Raw genomic sequence first — 18,920 nt, forward strand, 5'->3', positions numbered from 1 at the left:
AGGCAGACCTTCCTGAGCTTGCCGATCTCGGAAGGCACGTGCAGACCTTTCGTCATGGCCTCCTACCTTTCTTTCGGGCCTTACTGGCCGAATGTATCAGCGCCCCTCCGTATGGGACGCTGCTTGCTGACAGCTCTAGTTATATCCAAATACCACCTGCAATTCCACCTCGCCCCCGAACGGTCAGCAAAGTGCGATGAACGGTATATCGCATATGATTCCCCCATGATGCACTTCGGTTCTCTAAAGCAGGTTTTCAAAGGTAAATGTTCTTATTTCTAAGGAATTAAGCTAGATTGCACAAATATTTTCATGTTTAGGAATTGCATAGATAAAACGGTTTTCTGCATATATATGTCGTTTGTCCATGAATCAATTTGGATTCGATTATATTCAGCTCGCAATCATTCTTATTCATACATCCTCACCAGTTGAGTATGGATATAGATTGTTTCCAAACGAGTTGGACAGTTAGTTGCATGCCTTGGCAGCGTAAGAAGTAGGTAAAGATACCGTTCACGCGATACGTCCGTGCCAGCGGTCGACTAAATTGAGACAATAGTGAATTAGAGTTAGGCTACCGTCCCCTACGGGGACTGAACGGACAGATGCATATGCCGAGCAAAATCGAAAAGAAGCAAGCCGCCGCAAAGCTGCGCAAACCGCCGCGCGACTTCTCGTACACGCAAAACCGAGAGCTTAGCTGGCTGCGCTTTGACAACCGCGTGCTTGACGAAGCCTTCGATGAGACCGTTCCGCTGTTCGAGCGTCTAAAGTTCGTATCGATTTTCGAGTCAAACCTCGATGAGTTCCTTATGGTGCGCGTGGGTGGCCTGTCCGACCTTGCCGAGCTCAAAAAACAGCCTGTCGACAACAAGAGCAATATGACCGCCTCCGAACAGGTCGACGCTGTCATGGCCGAGCTGCCCGGGCTCCTTACCCGTTGGGAGTCCATCTTTAAGAGCATCGAGGGCAATCTCGACACTCTGGGCGTTCACCGCGCGCAAATCGATTCGCTTACGCCCGAGGAGCGCACCTTTGTAACCCGCTACTTCCAGGCCTACGTGTCGCCGGTTATCTCACCGTTGGTCATTGACCCGCGCCATCCCTTCCCCAACCTGCGCAACGGCGCACTCTATCTGGCTTGTGGCCTGGACGGCATCACCGACGAGGAGAGCCTGCTGGGCCTGATCGAGATTCCCGCCTCGATGAACCGCGTGGTCGAGATCCCCTCGCCCACCGGCACCTACTCCTACATCTTGCTCGAGGATGTCATCCTCGCCTGCCTGGACAGCTGCTTTGGCTCCTACAAGCCACTCGACCGCGCGCTCATCCGAGTCACCCGCAACGCCGACATCGATCCGGACGGCGAGGGCGTCGAAGAGGAAGAGGACTACCGCCAGCACATGAAGCGCATTCTCAAGAAGCGCCTGCGTCTGCAGCCGGTTGTGCTCGCGGTCTCGGGGTCGCTCGAGAAGGCGACGCTCAAGACCATCCGCAAGGCGCTCGAGCTTTCGCGCCGCTCGGTCTTTACCTGCGATATCCCGCTCGACCTGGGCTACGTCTTTGGCATTGAGGGCAAGATTCCCGAGCACCTGCGCAACGAGCTCCTCTTTACGCCGTTTAAGCCGCAGCCCAACCCCACCATCGATATGACCCGCTCCATCCGCGAACAGGTGCTGCAGGGCGACAAGCTGCTCTTTTATCCCTACGAGGCCATGAACCCCTTCCTGGATCTGGTGCACGAGGCCGCCTACGACCCCGAGTGCATCTCGCTGCGCATCACACTCTACCGCGTGGCCAAGCAGAGCCGCCTGTGCGAGTCGCTGATCGATGCTGCCGAGAACGGCAAAGAGGTCACGGTGCTCATGGAACTTCGTGCCCGCTTTGACGAGCAGAACAACATCGAGTGGGCCGAGCGTCTGGAAGAGGCGGGCTGCACCGTCATCTATGGTTCCGAGGGCTTTAAATGCCACTCAAAGATCTGCCAGCTCACCTATCGCGAGGGCATGGCGCTCACCCGCCTCACGCTTTTGGGCACCGGCAACTTTAACGAGAAGACGGCCAAACTCTACAGCGACTTTATGCTCATGACAGCCCATCCCGGCATCGGTGAAGACGCCAACCTGTTCTTCCGCAATCTGTCGCTGGGCAACCTGCGCGGCGACTACCGCTTCCTGGGTGTGGCGCCCGTCGGACTGAAACCGCTCATCATGCGCGGGCTTGACCGCGAGATTCAGCGCGCCCTTGCCGGCGAGCCCGCCCGCGTGTTCTTTAAGCTCAACTCGCTGACCGACCGCGAGGTCATCGACAAGATCGCCGAGGCATCGTGTGCCGGCGTGCGCGTAGACATGATCATCCGCGGCATCTCGTGCCTCAAGCCCGGTATTCCGGGCAAGACCGAGAACGTGCATGTCCGCTCCATCGTCGGACGCTTTTTGGAGCACGCGCGCGTCTATGCTTTCGGCGTGGACTCGGACATGATTTACCTGAGCTCGGCAGACATGATGACGCGCAACACCGAGCACCGCGTGGAGATCGCCTTCCCCGTGCTCGACCCCACCTGCCGCGCCCTAGTGCACGAGTATATGGGCATGCAGCTGCGGGACAACGTGAAGGCCCGCAGCCTCACGAGCGACGGCACCTGGGTCCCCGTGGAGCGTGCAGAGGGTGAGAAACCCTTCAACTCGCAGGAAGCTCTACTGGAGCGTGCCTATCGCAACGCCGAGGCCGCGCCCGAGCCCGTCATTGAGGCAAAGCCCGCCCCTGCTCCTAAGCCGCAGCCGGCCACACCCGAGGTTCAGAAGGTCCAGGCGACCGTCATTGAGCCCGAGCCCGCACCTGCACCTCAGCCCGAGCCGCAGGCAGCTAAGCCCGCACCCGAGACGAGCGCCCGTCGCGATAAGCCCGCCGGCAAGACCAAGGCCATCGAGCGCCATCGCCCCGGTCGTGTGCGCATGGGCCTGGGCCTGATCGGCCTGGGTCTTAAGACGCTCATTACCGGCAAGACGAAATAGTCGTTTGTAGAAGCAGTTTGTAGAAGCGCCCCGCATTTGAGGAAAGCCTCGGATGCGGGGCGCTTTTCCCTGCTACCATGGTGCGAGCAACAACACGAATGACAGGCAGGGATATGAAGCTCACTATAGAATCGATGACCTACGGCGCCGACGGGCTGGCGCACGCCGACAACGGCAAGGCCGTCTTTGTGCAGGGCGCCGTGGCAGGCGACACCGTCGAGGCCGAGGTCGTACAGGACGGCAAGTCGTTCATGCGCGCCCGCACGACCGAGATTCTGGAGCCGAGCCCCGATCGCATTCAGCCCCCCTGCCCCTTCGTTGGCATCTGCGGCGGTTGTTCGTGGGGCAATCTCTCACGCACGGCACAGCTCGCCGCCAAGGAGCAAAACCTGCGCTCCACGCTCGAGCGCATCGGCAAGTTCGCTCCTGAGCAGGTCGATGAGTTGGTACAGCCCATCTGCCACACCAAGGACGACTGGGGCTACCGCAATAAAATCGAGCTCGAACCGACCGTCGTCAACGGTCGCGTGCGCCTTGGCATGCACGGTGTCGACCCCAGCAAAATCGTGACCGTCGATACGTGCCCGCTGTTCGATAAGCGCTTCCCGAAGGCGCTCAAATCGGTCGTCGGCGCGCTCAACTATCTGAGCGGCAGCCACGACCTGGGCCTCGAGCGCGTGGGCATTCGTGCCTCGCGTCGCACCAAGGCACTCGAGGTCGCGCTTTGGACGCCCACAGGCTTTTTTCCGCGCTCGCAGGTCTCCCGCGTGCTGGCGGACGCCGCTCATCCCACGAGCATCGTGCGCGTGATGAGCAAGGGCGAAAAGAAAGCCCGCCGTGTCTCCAAGGTCGAAATGCTCGCCGGAGAGGGCTCATGGACCGAGAATATCGCCGAGGGTCAGATGCGCTTGTCTGCCCCGTCTTTTTTCCAGGTCAACACCAAGGGTGCCGAGATTTTGATCGATCTTGTCATGGAAGCGCTCGACCCGCAGGAAGACGAGCTTGCCGTGGACCTGTACTGCGGTGCCGGCACCTTTACCCTGCCGCTCGCCCGCCGCTGCGACTTTGTCGCTGCCGTCGAGGCCTACGGCCCCGCCGTGCGCGATCTACGCCGTAACCTGGAAATCAACAAGCTTGATAACGTCGACGTCATTGGCGGAGACGCGGTGCGCGAGTTCCCCGACCAGGATGCCGACATCTTGGTGGTCGACCCGCCGCGCGCAGGCCTCGCCCCCGAGGCGATCGGCCTTATCGCCAGCACGAGTGCCCGCGATGTCGCCTACGTGAGCTGCGACCCGGCCACCCTGGCGCGCGATCTCAAACGCTTTGTCGAAGAAGGCACCTTCTCCCCCGTAAAGATCACGCCAGTCGACCTGTTCCCACAAACCTTCCACTGCGAGACCGTCGTCCACCTTAGGCGCAACTAGCCGCTTAATCATTGCTCAGAAAATCATTGGGAAATCGAGCGTGGCAAGCGGAGGTCTTCGGGGTATAAGACGGCTAATTGTATGCCGCCTATGAAAGGAACCCTCATGCCCAGCGTTGCCGTTCTCGCCGCCGATGGCTTTGAAACTATTGAGTGCTTGACCATGATCGATGTCATGCGTCGCGGCGGCGTGCGTGCCACGCTCGTCTCGATCATGCCCACGCGTGAGGTCGTAAGCTCGCTGCAGATCCCCGTGACCTGCGACGCACTCTTTGACGAGATTAACTTTGATGAGTACGACTGCGTCGTGCTGCCCGGCGGCCTGCCCGGCGCCACCAACCTGCGCGCCGACCAGCGCGTCTGCGATGTAGTCTGCGAGTTCGCCGCGACCAAGCATGTTGCCGCCATCTGCGCCGCCCCGTTTATCCTGGGCGAGCTTGACCTGCTCGAGGGACGCCACGCCACATGCTTCCCCGGCTTTGAGAAGAGTTTCCCCGAGGGCGCCTATACCGGCGACAAGGTCACGCACGACGGCAACATCATCACCGCCAGCGGCATGGCCCAGTCGCTCCCCTTTGCGCTTGAGCTGCTGCGTACGCTCGCCGGCGACAAGGCCGTCGAGAAAGTCGCCGAGGGCATTCAGCTATGATTTTGGCTTCGCAATCACCGCGCCGCATCGAGCTCATGCGCGAAGCGGGCTACGACATCCGCGTCATTCCCGCTGACATCGACGAGACTCCTTTTGATGACGAGGCCCCGCTTACGCTTGTCGAGCGCTTAGCTCGCGCCAAGGCTACCGCCGTTGCCGCCGAGCACGCCGAGCCCAATGAGCTGACCATCGCGGCCGACACCATCGTCACCTTCGATGGCAAGCTTTTGGGCAAGCCGGCAAACGAGGATGAAGCCCGCACCATGCTCCACGAGCTCTCGGGGCGCACACACCAGGTCGCAACCGGCGTCTGCATCGTTAGAGCCGGAGACGTCACAGCCCCGCACGCCGCCGAGAGCCTGTCGTTTGTCGATGTGACCGACGTGACGTTCTATGAGCTCACCGACGAGCAGATTGAGCGCTACGTCGCCTCAGGCGAGCCCATGGACAAAGCCGGCGCCTACGGCATCCAGGGCGTCGGCGGGCGCATGCTCGTGCATGATATTTCGGGCGACTTCTACAACGTGGTGGGCCTGCCCGTCGCTCGCGTCGCGCGCGCGATTCAAAAACTATCGTAATTGCATCTGGCGCTGGGTATCCCCCAGCGCCTACAATTTCGGCGTACCGTACGGATCCCGACCGGGCATAAGGCCCGGCGGAAAACCGATAGGAGTAAAACATGGATACACTGCTTGAGGCCATTGACGTTTGCGATGTCGATGGCTTTTGCTTTGGCAACTATACGGACGAGGAGGCCGGCACCGGTTGCACCGTAATCGTGGCACCCGAGGGCGCCACCGGCGGTGTTGACGTTCGCGGCGGTGCCCCGGCATCGCGCGAGACCGACCTGCTGCGTCCCGAGAACACCGTGGACAAAGTCCACGCCGTCTGCCTTTCGGGTGGATCGGCCTTTGGTCTGGAGGCCGCAAGCGGCGTCGCCCGCGAGCTCGAGAGCCGCGGCATCGGCCTTCCCGTCGGCCCCACGCAGGTGCCCATCGTGTGCTCCAGCTGCATCTTCGACCTCGCCTATGGCGACCCCACCGTGCGCCCCGACATTGAGGCTGGCATCTCTGCCGTGCGCGAGGCGCTCGACAACACCCCCACCACGCTCGAGCAGGGCAATGTAGGCGCCGGCACCGGCGCCACCGTGGGCAAGCTCATGGGCCCCGCCACCTGCATGAAGGCCGGCCTTGGCGCCGCCGCCGTGGCACTCGGCCCTGTTAAGGTGGGCGCCGTGGTCTCGGTCAACGCCTGCGGCAATGTCGTCGACCCCTTCACCGGTGAATGGGTCGCCGGAATGCGCGCTGCAGCAGATAGCGACCAGATCGTCGACATGGAGCTCGCAGCCTTTGCCGCCGCCGGTTCTATGCAGATGCCGCTCGACCGCACCAACACCACCATCAGCTGCATCGTCACCAACGTGGAGCTCACCAAGGCGCAGGCTACCAAGGTCTCCCAGATGGCAGCAGACGCCTATGCGCACGCCATCCGCCCCACGCACACCACCAACGACGGCGACACCATCTACACCCTCGCCAGCGGCAAACTGGGTGCCCAGGCAAGCGCCGCCGTTCCCCTAGACCTGCTGGGCATGCTCGCCGTAAGGGCCTTACAGACCGCCATCGTAAACGGAGCAAAAACCGCCAAAACCTCCCACGGCATCCCCGGCGCCGCGAAGTAGCCTCACTCGACCGTCGGTCGGAGACGGGCGGGCGTTACGTTTGCTGCTCTACAGTCCTATGCAAGACGAAGGCCACATTAAGTGGCCTTCTTTGCATGCGGAACTCGCGACAAACGTAACGCCCGCCCGTCTCCGACCGACTACCAACTAAGATCTTTTCAGCCCAGGCCCCTGTGTACCGCGCGTCTAAGATCTTCAAATTCAGGCAGCCTGACAATCGATTCTTATGGCAGAGGCCCCTTGGCCTTTAGTTTGATACAAGTTCCGCACGAGCCGGAAAGCACTTAATGTGCTTTCCGTGCGAGCAGGACTGTTCGCAGTAGCAAACTAAAGGCCAAGGGGCCCAGTCAACCTATCAGCAGCGATTACTCAGCAGCTAGTTGAATTTGAAGATCTTTGAGGCAAGACGGTATAGGCCGAGTGTGGTTTTATCACCGGCTCGACCGCGCAGGTTGGTAAAGAATCCGACCACGCCGTAGCGAGCGCGACGATACATGCGCTCGTCGTACTCCTTCAGGTCCTTCCACAGCGTCTTCAGACGCTCATCGGCACAATCTTCCTCGGAAAGCTTGGTGAGTACCGAGCAAATCGCCATCATCATGGTGAAGTAGCCCATCATGTACGAACGCAGACGCGAGGACTCAACGTCCTGGTACAGGTGGAACGATTCCATCATGATGCGCGTTACGCGGAACTGCTGACCCAGGCGCTTGACCATCGTGGCCTCATTGACGCTCTGGCCCTCGCGACCGATAAAGTAGCGATAGAGGTCGATGTCGGCGTAGTACATGGTCTTGCAGCGCGGCAGCGGCACGTATGCGTAGATATTATCCACGTAGAACGTGTGTGCCGGCATAGGCAGATTGGACTCGCGCAGCACATCGGTGCGATAGCACAGACTGTGCATGAGCAGGTTCTGATCGGGACGGAAGTGTCCGATCTGGTCCCAAGAGAAAATCTTTTTGCGCGGCAGGGCAAACTTGTAGCCAATAGCGGTATGCGTGCCCTCGTAAACCTTCTCGTACACGTAGTTCGAGATAAACAGGTCGACGCGCTGGTCGCGCTCCTCAAAGCCACGCAGAATCGACAGCATGGTCGAAAGCGCCGCACCGTCGAGCCAGTCGTCCGAGTCGACAACCTTGTAGTAGGTGCCCTGCGCCTCACGCAGACCCGAAAGGACGGCAATACCGTGGCCGCCGTTCTCCTGGTGAACCGCGCGGATGATTCCAGGATAACGGGCCTCCCACTCGTCGGCCTTGGCGGCCGTCTCGTCCTTGGAGCCGTCGTCCACCACAATAATCTCGATATCGGTGGCGTAATTGCTCCCCTCCAAGATGGAAGTGATGCAATGGTCCATGTCCTTGGCGGCGTTATACGAGGGAATACCGAATGTTATGACTTTATGCATGGCAGGCGATAATCTCATCCGAAAGATCGAGGGCAGAATTGGTCACGGCGTCCATATCGTAGTAACGATACTCGGCCAGACGACCCACCGGGTGGAAGTTCGTCAGGTTCTGGACACGCTCAAGATAGCGCTCGTAGAGCTCACGGTTCTCGGGCTCCAGGATAGCGTAGTACGGCGTCTCGCCCGAGCCGGGCGTATAGGCCTTGGAGTACTCCTTCATGATGGTGGTCTTGCCGGGCAGGACCTGACCAGTCATGTTCTTGAACTCGGTAATGCGCGTATAGTCCTCGCTCGTGGTGTAGTTGACGGTGCCCACGGGCTGGAACTGATCCATATCGAGCGTCTCGAACTTCATGTCGAGCGTGCGGTACGGCAGCGCGCCCAGATCGAGGTTGAACAGTTCGTCGAGTGGACCGGTGTAGACGATCTCGCCGCCATAGACCTTGCCGTCGATCTTGACGGTAGTCTCGTCGATCTCGAAGAGGTCGCGGGCGTCCACGTCGCAGAATACGTCGATCAGATCGTGATCGAGCATATGCTCGAACAGCGCGGTATAGCCGTCCTGCGGCATGCCCTGGAAAGGAGCCTGCGGGAAGTAGCGATCGTCATCGCCCACAAAGACGGGGACGCGGCCGGTGATCGAAGGGTCGATCTGATCGGGCGTCTGGCCCCACTGCTTCATGGTGTAATGCAAAAAGACGTTCTCGTAGACGTAATCGGCGACCTCGGCAAGATCCGGGTCGTTCTTCTTGCGCAGCTCCATAATGGGCACCTTGACATCCTTGCCAAAGGTCTCCACGAGCTTTTGGTACAGTTCCTCGCCGCGCTCATCGCCAAAGGCGAGCTTGAGGCTCGCATGGTTAAAGGGCACGGGCATAAGGGTACCGTTGATGTTGGCGAGCACCTTGTGCTGGTAGTCCGTCCACTTGGTAAAGCGCGACAGGAAATTGTGGACGCGCTCGTTAAAGGTATGGTAGATGTGCGGACCATACTCGTGGACCAGGATTCCCGCCTCGTCAGTGCAGTCGAAGGCATTGCCCGCAATGTGGCTACGGCGCTCCAAAACGGCAACACGATAGCCGATAGTTTCGGCAAGACGGCGGGCGCAAACGGCACCGGCATAACCGGCACCGACAACAATCATGTCGTACGCACCGGAATTAAAGCCTTCAGGCAGGCCTGAGGTAATCTGCATCGATACTCCTTGTCAAAAGCCACGTGCTCGTTAGCTGGGCTTTTCTCGAACATTCTTCGAGACATATTTATCAGAGCGATTATAGCGCTAATGCGTCCTATAATGAGCTTGCCACACAAGGAAAGCTCAAGCACCGCGGCGTACATTATTGAAAGGTAAACCCGCTAGCAGCGGGTTTATTCGTGAACAGCCGGGCGCCTGGAGCTTAGTGAAACGCTTGTAAGGAGTAACATGAGCGATTTCCTTAACCGTATGAAGTCTGCCGCCAAGGCCGACCTTAAGACGATCGTCCTGCCCGAGGGCGAGGATCCGCGCACCATCGTCGCGGCCAACAAGATCATCGAGGAAGGCCTGGCAAAGCTCGTCATCCTGGGCAACCCCGACGAGATCGACGTTCCCGGCGCTACCGTCATCGACCCGCGCAATGCCGAAAAGCATGAGGAGTACGCGCAGAAGTTTGCCGAGCTCCGCGCCAAGAAGGGTGTCACCATCGAGCAGGCTCGCGCCCAGGTGATGGACGCCACCTACTTTGGCACCATGATGGTCAAGATGGGCGACGCCGACGGCCTGGTCTCCGGCGCCTGCCACTCCACCGCCGACACCCTGCGCCCCGCGCTTCAGATCCTCAAGACCGCCCCGGGCACCAAACTGGTCTCGGCCTTCTTCGTGATGTGCACCGACACCCCGCAGTTCGGTACCGACGGCACGCTGATCTTCGCCGACTGCGGCCTCAACATCAATCCGTCTTCTGACGAGCTCTCCGAGATCGCCATCGCCTCCGCTCACTCTTGGTCCACCTTCATGGGTAACGTTGAGCCGCACGTGGCCATGCTCTCCTACTCCACCATGGGCTCCGCCGGTGGCGAGGTCGCCAAGAAGGTCCAGGAGGCTGTGAAGTTCTGCAAGGAGAAGGCTCCCGAGCTCGCCATCGACGGCGACCTGCAGCTCGATGCCGCTATCGTCCCCACCGTCGCCCAGCTCAAGGCTCCCGGCTCCTCCGTCGCCGGTAAGGCCAACGTGCTCGTGTTCCCCGACCTCGAGGCCGGCAACATCGGCTACAAGCTGGTCCAGCGCTTCGCCGGCGCTGACGCCTACGGCCCCATCCTGCAGGGCATCGCCAAGCCGGTCAACGACCTGTCGCGCGGCTGCTCTGCCGACGACATCGTGGGTGTCGTGGCCATCACCGCCGTCCAGGCTCAGATGGCTGAGTAGCTGACATATCCCCTCGGGGCCCTACAGGGTAAAGCCCTGAAAACGTCCTCGGACATGCATGAAACCCCCGCTGCGCACTTCGTGCGGCGGGGGTTTCATGCGTCCTGCGGATAGTTTTCAGAGCTTTACCCTGTAGGGTCCCTGCCGCTACGTTGCAATCAGGGCATCTGGAGTGGACGGCGGCTTGGCTACGAGCTGGGTCTGAAAATCTGAACGGATGGGTGTCGTTGCTGAAAGTGCAGACGTTGCTGGTGCCGATCACTTTGGGACTCGGATTTCCACTTGCTAGCAAAAAGGCCTCCGGAGCTGTTGCTCTGGAGGCCTTTCGTTTACTTGCAAATGCGTGCGTTAGTTGTTCTTGGTCAGACGCTCGACGTCGTGGGCGATCATGTATTCCTCGTCTGTGGGGATGACCATGACCGTGACGGAAGAGCCGGCGGCGCTGATGACCTGCGGACCGTAGCCCACGGCCTCGCGGTTCTTGTTGTTATCGATGCGCACGCCCAGCCACTCAAAGCAGTCGCAGAAGGCCTTGCGGATCGACCAGTCGTTCTCGCCGATGCCAGCGGTAAAGGTGATGGTATCCACGCCCGCCATGGAAGCAATCATGGAACCGGCCTGCTGCATGGCCTTGTAGGCGAACATATCGAAGGCGAGCAGGCAGCGCTCGTCTCCCTCGGAGGCGCGCGTACGGATGTCGCGGGCATCGTTGGAGATGCCCGAGATGGCAAGCAGACCGGACTGCTTGTTCATCATGTCATCGACTTCCTGGTAGCTGTAGCCGCCCTCGCGCTGAAGATAGCACACGGTGGCCGGGTCAATGGAACCACAACGGGTGCCCATCATCAGGCCGTCAAGCGGCGTGAGGCCCATCGTGGTGTCGCGGCACACGCCGTCCTCAATGGCGGCAAGCGAAGCACCGTTGCCCAGATGGCACGAAAGCAGGCGATGGCAGCGCGAGCCCAGGATTTCCTTGGCCATCATCCACTCGTAACGGTGGCTCGTACCGTGCGCGCCGTACTTGCGCACGTGGTACTTGTCGCACACGTCCTTGGGCAGGGCGTAGGTGTAGGCGACCTCGGGCATGGTCATGTGGAACGAGGTGTCGAAGACGGCCACGTTGGGCAGCTCCGGATACTTCTCGCGGCAATATTCGATTGCCGCGGCCTCGCCGTAATTGTGCAGCGGGGCGAGCGGGGCCACCTCAAGGATCTTAGCCATGACCTCGTCGTCGACGACCGCAGAATCATCGAAGTGCCAGCCACCCTGAACGATACGGTGGCCGATGCCATCGATTGTAAAGTCGGTCTTCTCAAGCTCCTCGAGCACGCGAGCGATAGCAGAGCGATGATCGGGGAAGGGAGCCTCCTCGGTCTGCTTGGCGCCACCGTTCTCGGAGTGGCCAAAGATGCCCATCTCCGAGCCGATACGCTCGCAGTTGCCCTTGGCGAAAACCTCGCGGGTATCGGTATCCAAAAGCTGATATTTAAGGCTCGAGCTGCCGGCGTTGACAACAAGTACGTTCATGAGACTCCTTCGTGATTACAGTACGGTCGGCAAACCCATAGGGCGGCCGTACCCTTAATAAGAAGTTATCAGAATTCAATAAATATCTATTAAACTCTTCGCCCAAAGAGCATAAAAGGGGGCTGAACGGCACAAGGCCATCCAGTCCCCTCCCCTTGCATCAATTACTTGCCGCTGACGATGCGCTCGACGTCGGAAGCGATCATGAACTCCTCGTCCGTGGGGATGACGAAAATCTTGACCTTGGAATCCTTGGCGGACAGGCACCAAGCGCCGTCGCCACGCAGGGCGTTGCGGGCATGATCCATCTTGACGCCCATAAAGGCCAGACGGTCGGCCACGCCAGCGCGGACAGCCGGAGCGTGCTCGCCGATGCCGGCAGTAAAGACCAGGGTGTCCATACCGCACATAGAAGTAGCCATCTCGGCAGCCTTGGCGGCAATCTTGTAGACAAACATGTCGAAGGCGAGCTGAGCATCGGGGTCACCAGCGGCGGCGAGCTCCTCGACGTTGCGGCAGTCGTTGGTCTTGCCGCCGGTCACAGCCAAAAGACCGGATTTCTTGTTCATCATCTCGTCGACCTCGTCGAAGGTGTAGCCACCCTCGCGCTGCAGGTAGCACACGGTAGCCGGGTCGATGGAGCCGCAGCGGGTGCCCATCATGACGCCGTCGAGCGGGGTGAGGCCCATGGTGGTGTCCATGCACTTGCCGTCCTCGATGGCGCACAGGGAAGCGCCGGAGCCGATATGGCACACGACGACCTTGCGAGCCTCGCCGTTGGTCATCTCGGCAACCTTCTTGGAGATGTAGCGGTAGCTGGTGCCGTGGGCGCCGTACTTACGAATGTGCAGCTTGTCGCAGACGTCCTTGGGCAGGGCGTAAGTCTTGGCGACCTCGGGCATGTTGAAGTGGAAAGCAGTGTCGTAGACCGTGACGTTGGGCAGGTCGGGATACTGCTCGAGGCAGTACTCGATAACGTTGGCCTCGGGGTTGTTGTGCAGCGGAGCGAGCGGGGCGACCTCGCGGATCTTGGCGAGAACGTCCTCGTCGACGAGGGAGGAATCGCCGAAGTACCAACCGCCCTGAACGATGCGGTGGCCGATGCCCTCGATCTTGACGCCGTTGGCCTCGAGGTCCTTCAGGACGACCTCGATGGCGACCTTGTGGTCGGGGAACTCGATGTTCTCGGTCACCTTCTTGGAACCGTTGGCAGCGTGGGTGAAAGTACCGCCGGTAAAGCAGACGCGCTCGCAGGAGCCCTTTGCGGACACCTTGTGGGACTTGGTATCGATGACCTGATACTTAAGGGTCGAAGATCCTGCGTTGACGACCAGAACGTTCATGTGTCTCCCTACTAACAGGCGGTGTGGCGCCGCCAGGTTACATACGCTTCAATAATAAACCCAAACGCCCTCGCGCTCGGGTTTATTGCGTTGATATATAAGTTATCGGTGCCCAAATACTCATGGCCTTTGACTTGTAAGACGAAAGAGCGCGGGGATATACACCAAAGAAGATATCCCGAGCGCTACAAGCAATATGACTCGAATGCCCGCGATGCTGTTCAACGCAGCATTGAACAGATAGAAAAGGATAGCGCCCACCGCCACCATCTGGCTTTGGACCGAAATTAGTGAACAGCGCATCGAAGAATCGACAGCATTTTGAAAAATTGAGTATTTAATTGGCGCAAATAACGAGTAAGCGACCGTCTGCAGCACATAGAACACGGGCAGCAAATAGACCGGAGTAAAGGGAATCAAAAACAGGGCAGTCAGGGAAAGGCGCACGATGCCGCAAATACGCGCAAAACGGCCCTTGTCGACATGAGCAATCACACTGGGCACAATAAGCCCCATGGAGGCCGAGGCAAGGAGCTGGACCGCAATGATCACACCCGAAGCGACGGCATTCATTCCGCGACCCGCAAGCAACAGTGAGAAAAAGTCTTCCAGGGCGACAAAAGCAAATGCCTGAGAGCAGTCCATGATGAACGCTGAACGAAGAATGCCGTTACGCGCAATAGCGGCACCGATCATCTTCGGGCTAATTCCACGCTTAGGCGTCGCTGCAGTGTCCCCTCTTCGCATCTCGGGAATGCAGACAACGACAACCAACGTCAACACCATTGCGATGATATCTGCCGAAAGACCAATGAGATATGCACCGACAGACGAAATGAAACCGCCCACGCAAGCGGAGATGGCATAAGAGGCATAGAAAACAAATCGCTCAACGACATTAAGTCTTACGAGCTGGTCCTGAGAGACGCTGTCAATGTAGATCGCTTCTATGGATCCGCTCACACATGCAACTGCAAATCCTTTGAGAGCAAACGCGCCGATTAAAAGCAGAGGAGAACGGACGAGAAGCAGGGCGGCGTAGTATCCAAGCATCCCAACGACGCCAACGAGACCGCTTGTCTTTCGTCCAAACCTATCAGCAATATAGCCAGTGGGAACTTCAAGGATGAACTTACTCACTTGGTATGCAATCATCATGCTAGAAATCGCTACCATCGAGAATCCGACGAATTCAAGGTAAACCGTCAGAAAATACAAAATGGTGCTGAAGTTCGACAGAAAAACGAACGTCATATAAAGCAAAACCGTACGGTTTTTCATGCTCCGCCCTCCAAGAGCCAGCAATCTAAATCAGAATCTTGGAAAAGCATGAGGGCAAAGCTGTCAGCTATGTGTTACAAGGCGTCAATAATCACTTGACGTCTCGAAGCCAATTAATTTCACGAAGCAAGATGACGCAATAGGTGCAGAAAAACCGTCTGGTGTCGATCGGTCCAGGCATTTTGTCGATAGCAAAAATAGATGGGCAAGGCCACGTCATGCGAGGCTTCAATGGAGCACTCACTCACTTCTGATCCATCCGATGCGAGAGAGGACCCAGACAAACTCAATATCAATCCCCCGGCTTGAAGAAACTCAGCCTGAGCCCTGCTTCCGTATTCAACATCACGGAAGCGAAAATTGACGAGCTGGGCTTCAGGGCATTGGTTAATCGCATTGAGACAGGGTGACAAATTAATGGGAACAGCGAGCCTGCCGCTCAGTAACTCGCGAATGGTCATGGCGCCCACAGATTGATGACCCGCTGGACACGAAAGAACCTTGAGCTCCTTTTCACCCAAGTATTTCGAAGAAAGGACGCTGTCCCTTGGTTCCTCAAATGAGATGGCCGCGTCCGAAATTCCAAGCATAAGCGACTCAAAGCATGTAGCCGTTGGCTGATGCCACACATCGAGGTGAATATGAGGGTGAGAGCGTTCAAACGAGTCATACCAGTTTTCGGCAAAAAGACGCCCCCGCCCATGAAGGCAGGGGACGTAAAGACGAAAGTGGCCATCGGGCGAGACGCCGTCGTCCCTTGATTGAGCGTACTTTTTGAGATCGTCGACTTGCGCCAGGATCACGCGTGCACGACGCGCAAATTCTCTGCCTGCCGGAGACAAAACAGCCTCCCCCGCCGATCGGTCGAGCAAAACAATCTGATACTCAGATTCCAACTTTTTGATTGCCGACGAAACGGCCTGTGGGCTCACGTGAACGGCGCGAGCCGCTTTGCGCACGCCGCCGTAGTTCGCTACCGCTTGAAGGTATTCGAGTTGAGAAAGCTGCATAGGTTACTCCAAAGGCAGCCAAGGCGACGGGCTGTGCGCCCTCAGATGAGGTTCTCGCCCAGGTTCTTGCCGCCGAGGACGTGCATGTGGAAGTGCATGACGGTCTGACCAGCATTAACGCCCTTGTTGGAGATGACGCGGAAACCGTCCTCCAGACCCTTGGCCTTGGCGACCTCCTGGATGGCGTGAGCCATGGCGCCCATGGTCTCGGCAGGCACGTTGTCGGCGATGTCGCTGTAGTGCTTCTTGGGGATCACGAGCGTGTGAACCGGCGCCTGGGGGTTGAGGTCGTCGAACGCGATGACCTGGTCGTCCTCATAGACAACGGTCGAGGGGATCTCGTGGTTGGCAATTTTGCAGAAGATGCAATCACACATAGCTGGTTCCTTTCTTACAGACCAGGGTAATTATATTTGGTCGGGATGGTTAGAACGAGAGGTTGTCGTCGGTGTTGGCGGGTTCGCCGTCGGCGAGCACGTCGTTGCCGTCGACGTCCTTAAGAAGCACCGAGACCTTCTGCTCGGCATCGGACAGGCGGGTGCGCAGGCTCTTGAGGAGCTCGACGCCGCGGGTATAGCTCTCGAGCGACTCCTCGAGCTCCATATCGCCCGACTCCAGGCTGCGGATGATGAGCTCCAGCTCCTGCGAGGCCTGCTTGTACGTAAGCTGCTCGACCGGGGTCTTCTCTGCCATATCTGTTTCCTTTCCTAAAGGTCTATCACTATGAAACGCGGCCTACTCGACCGTATCGACCGTTGCCGCCACGTTGCCGTCTGCCATACGCACGCGGATGGCGTCGCCCGGCTTAAAGGTCTTGGCGCTCGTAGCCACACCATCATCGCTGTACGCGATGGAATAGCCACGGGCAAGCACCTTGAGCGGCGACAGGGCATCGAGCGACGCGGCAGCTCGGCCCAGGTCGGATGCGGGCTTGCTGAGCATCGTACGTCCCTGATGCTCCAGACGGGAGCTTGCGAGCGTGAGCGCATGGTGCTTGCCATCGAGTCCCGAGGTGCTTGCAACCAGACGCTCGGGCAGGCGTTCAAAGCTGGATCGGAAAGCTCCGACCGAGCGTACCATGGCGCCCGACAGGCGATCGGCAGTCAGTGCAAGCTCTGACTCACGACGCTCGACCATAAATGTGGGATCGTTGAGGCACGGGCGGCATGCGGCCGCATCGAGCGCGTCGCCCAAACGAGCCGTATAGGTATCCCAGGCACGACGTCCACGCTGATCGATGATCTCCAAATCAACCTGATTCGACCCAATCATCGATGCCATCGCGGCACCCAGACGCTGATGGCGCGCCTCGAGCACATCGGCCAACTCCGTCATAGCCGGCGCCACCGATTCGGCCGCCGCCGTGGGCGTGGAGGCGCGGCGGTCACTTACCATGTCGCAGATCGAGGTATCGGGCTCATGCCCAATACCCGTTACCACAGGTACGGGACAGGCTGCCACCGCACGGGCAAGCTCCTCGTCGTTAAAGGTCATGAGGTCCTCGAAGGAGCCGCCGCCGCGCACCAGCAAAATGCAATCCGGCGCCGGCGTAATGGAAGCGGCGCGGTGCAAGCCCTCAATGAGCTCTGTCGGCGCACCCTCGCCTTGAACCTTGGCGCCCACGCAGACGAGCTCGACGAGTGGGTTGCGGCGGCGCAATGTGCGCTTGACGTCATCGATTACGGCACCCGAAAGCGAGGTGACGACCGCCACGCTCGAGCAGAACACCGGGATGCGGCGTTTGCGCGCTTCGTCCATCAGGCCCTCGCGGCGTAGCTTTTCGGCCAGTTGCGCCACTTGTTGACGCAGCAGACCCTCCCCCGCCAGCGAAAACGAGCGAGCGACAAAGCTCATGCGGCCCGTAGCCTTATAGAGATTGAAGCTGCCCTTAAAGCTCACCTGCATACCGTCGCGCAGATCGAACGTGCGCTTGAGATAGGCACCCTTCCAAATGATGCAGTCAACGGCGGCCGAATCGTCCTTGATCTGGAAATAGCAGTGGCCGCTTCGGGCGTTAGGACCACGAAAACCCGTGACCTCGCCCAAGACGCTCAGCTGCGGAATGGCATCGAGCGCACCGGCGGCGATTTCCACCGCCTGGCTCACGCTGAGCTCCTTGCGCTCTTGCTCGTCCGAACCGTCGAACTCGGCGGAAACGGCATTACCGGTTAGGTTCCAGCCTGCCACGCAGCCTCCTTTCGTTATCGAGCACAGAGGCTCCGGCCCCGTGCGAAATTAAGTCCAACACATAGTACAGCGCCGCGAGGACACGAATCCCCGCGGCGCCTGCCTGTCCCATTTGTTATCGGTTGGAGTTTCTGTTGTAGCGAGCCATAAGGTAGAGCAACTGAATGATCGAAGTGAGCGCTGCAGCCACATAGGTAAGCGCGGCTGCCGTCAGTACCTTCTTGGCGCCGTTGACCTGCTTGGAGCTCATGCCCGACTGCTCGATGTACGCCACAGCACGTCGGCTGGCGTCAATCTCGACAGGCAACGTAACGAGTTGGAACAGCACACTAAACGAGAAGAAGATCAACGCGAGGGTCGTGAGCCCGGCAATGTTCATAAACAGGCCCAAGAGTAACACGATGGTCCAGGTGTTCTGGGTAAAGTTGACGACCGGCACGAGGGCGGTACGCACTTTCATCATGGCATAGCCGCTTTGACGCTGGGCGGCATGGCCCGCCTCGTGGCAGGCGACGGCAACGCTTGCGACCGAACCGCCCGAACGGTTGGCATCCGACAGATACAGGTTGTTGTCCTGCGGGTTGTAATGGTCGGTGAGCTCGCCAGCGACACCCTTGATACCCACGGCGCTACAACCGTTGGCATCGAGCATGCGGCGAGCGACTGTGGCACCCGTATCGCCGTCCGAGCGAACCTTGGACCAGGTTTTGTACGTCGAGTTGATATAGTTCTGTGCGGCAAGGCCAAGCACCGTGCAGACAAGAACAACCAGCAGGTACAGCGGGTCGATGCCAAAGCCGTATCCATAGTAATAAGGCATGCGAATTCCTCCGAATCGAGTTACACGTTGGAGGCATTCTACCCATTCGACTGACCAGCAAATCAACATCGATGTTCTGGCAATGTCAGACACTATGACCCAATCCAGGGGCACGGAAACGACAGGAGCCCCCGCTCGTGACCGCGGGTCGGGGCTGCGACAAT

General features: G+C 59.0%; 16 protein-coding genes. 6 read left to right on the plus strand and 10 right to left on the minus strand.

What is annotated here, in order from left to right; all coding sequences use genetic code 11:
* Positions 1 to 608 precede the first annotated feature (608 nt).
* The 5 genes from ppk1 (at position 609) to GPK42_RS04775 (ending at position 6,773) form a co-directional block, all read left to right on the plus strand.
* Positions 609 to 3,017, plus strand: a complete 2,409-nt coding sequence (gene ppk1, locus GPK42_RS04755; protein WP_215693888.1) for a polyphosphate kinase 1 — start codon at positions 609 to 611, stop codon at positions 3,015 to 3,017.
* 98 nt (positions 3,018 to 3,115) lie between these two features.
* A complete protein-coding gene (rlmD, locus tag GPK42_RS04760) occupies positions 3,116 to 4,444 on the plus strand; it encodes a 23S rRNA (uracil(1939)-C(5))-methyltransferase RlmD (RefSeq protein WP_215693890.1) in 1,329 nt (442 codons plus the stop codon).
* A gap of 105 nt (positions 4,445 to 4,549) precedes the next feature.
* A complete protein-coding gene (locus tag GPK42_RS04765) occupies positions 4,550 to 5,092 on the plus strand; it encodes a DJ-1 family glyoxalase III (protein WP_215693892.1) in 543 nt (180 codons plus the stop codon).
* On the plus strand, positions 5,089 to 5,670 hold the full coding sequence (locus GPK42_RS04770) for a Maf family protein (protein WP_215693894.1): 582 nt from the start codon (positions 5,089 to 5,091) through the stop codon (positions 5,668 to 5,670). Before GPK42_RS04765 ends, GPK42_RS04770 begins: the two co-directional genes overlap by 4 nt.
* A 101-nt stretch (positions 5,671 to 5,771) precedes the next feature.
* The gene (locus GPK42_RS04775) at positions 5,772 to 6,773 is read left to right on the plus strand and encodes a P1 family peptidase (protein WP_215693896.1); all 1,002 of its coding nucleotides are present in this window, start codon (positions 5,772 to 5,774) and stop codon (positions 6,771 to 6,773) included.
* A gap of 376 nt (positions 6,774 to 7,149) precedes the next feature.
* Here the strand turns inward: GPK42_RS04775 and GPK42_RS04780 are convergent, their stop codons facing one another.
* Together GPK42_RS04780 and glf are read right to left on the minus strand one after the other, a co-directional pair.
* Positions 7,150 to 8,181, minus strand: coding sequence for a glycosyltransferase family 2 protein (locus tag GPK42_RS04780; RefSeq protein ID WP_215693898.1), 1,032 nt, complete (start codon positions 8,179 to 8,181; stop codon positions 7,150 to 7,152).
* Positions 8,174 to 9,376, minus strand: coding sequence for a UDP-galactopyranose mutase (gene glf, locus GPK42_RS04785; RefSeq protein WP_215693900.1), 1,203 nt, complete (start codon positions 9,374 to 9,376; stop codon positions 8,174 to 8,176). Before glf ends, GPK42_RS04780 begins: the two co-directional genes overlap by 8 nt.
* Before the next feature lie 231 nt (positions 9,377 to 9,607).
* Between glf and pta the strand changes: the two genes are divergently transcribed.
* On the plus strand, positions 9,608 to 10,588 hold the full coding sequence (gene pta / locus GPK42_RS04790; protein ID WP_117640338.1) for a phosphate acetyltransferase: 981 nt from the start codon (positions 9,608 to 9,610) through the stop codon (positions 10,586 to 10,588).
* Between the two features lie 348 nt (positions 10,589 to 10,936).
* Here pta and GPK42_RS04795 read toward each other — a convergent pair whose 3' ends face one another.
* The 8 genes from GPK42_RS04795 to GPK42_RS04830 all read right to left on the minus strand — a co-directional run bounded on the left by GPK42_RS04795 (position 10,937) and on the right by GPK42_RS04830 (position 18,756).
* Positions 10,937 to 12,115 (minus strand): acetate/propionate family kinase, encoded by a 1,179-nt coding sequence (locus GPK42_RS04795; RefSeq protein WP_215693902.1) that lies wholly within the window; start codon positions 12,113 to 12,115, stop codon positions 10,937 to 10,939.
* Positions 12,116 to 12,279: 164 nt separating this feature from the next.
* Entirely contained in the window at positions 12,280 to 13,458 is a 1,179-nt protein-coding gene (locus GPK42_RS04800; protein WP_215693904.1) for an acetate/propionate family kinase, read from the minus strand.
* Positions 13,459 to 13,578: 120 nt separating this feature from the next.
* On the minus strand, positions 13,579 to 14,739 hold the full coding sequence (locus GPK42_RS04805) for an MFS transporter (protein WP_215693906.1): 1,161 nt from the start codon (positions 14,737 to 14,739) through the stop codon (positions 13,579 to 13,581).
* Between the two features lie 119 nt (positions 14,740 to 14,858).
* The gene (locus tag GPK42_RS04810; RefSeq protein WP_215693908.1) at positions 14,859 to 15,749 is read right to left on the minus strand and encodes a LysR family transcriptional regulator; all 891 of its coding nucleotides are present in this window, start codon (positions 15,747 to 15,749) and stop codon (positions 14,859 to 14,861) included.
* Positions 15,750 to 15,790: 41 nt separating this feature from the next.
* Positions 15,791 to 16,126: a histidine triad nucleotide-binding protein gene (locus GPK42_RS04815; protein WP_035137921.1), complete on the minus strand. Its 336-nt coding sequence runs from the start codon at positions 16,124 to 16,126 to the stop codon at positions 15,791 to 15,793.
* Between the two features lie 49 nt (positions 16,127 to 16,175).
* Positions 16,176 to 16,442: an exodeoxyribonuclease VII small subunit gene (gene xseB / locus GPK42_RS04820; protein ID WP_195502953.1), complete on the minus strand. Its 267-nt coding sequence runs from the start codon at positions 16,440 to 16,442 to the stop codon at positions 16,176 to 16,178.
* A gap of 42 nt (positions 16,443 to 16,484) precedes the next feature.
* Positions 16,485 to 17,936, minus strand: a complete 1,452-nt coding sequence (xseA, locus tag GPK42_RS04825; protein ID WP_338404332.1) for an exodeoxyribonuclease VII large subunit — start codon at positions 17,934 to 17,936, stop codon at positions 16,485 to 16,487.
* A gap of 115 nt (positions 17,937 to 18,051) precedes the next feature.
* The gene (locus GPK42_RS04830; RefSeq protein ID WP_006234314.1) at positions 18,052 to 18,756 is read right to left on the minus strand and encodes a zinc metallopeptidase; all 705 of its coding nucleotides are present in this window, start codon (positions 18,754 to 18,756) and stop codon (positions 18,052 to 18,054) included.
* Between the last annotated feature and the right edge of the window lie 164 nt (positions 18,757 to 18,920).

Origin of the sequence: Collinsella aerofaciens (assembly GCF_018785265.1) — a bacterium.
Classification (GTDB): Bacteria; Actinomycetota; Coriobacteriia; order Coriobacteriales; family Coriobacteriaceae; genus Collinsella; species Collinsella aerofaciens_AI.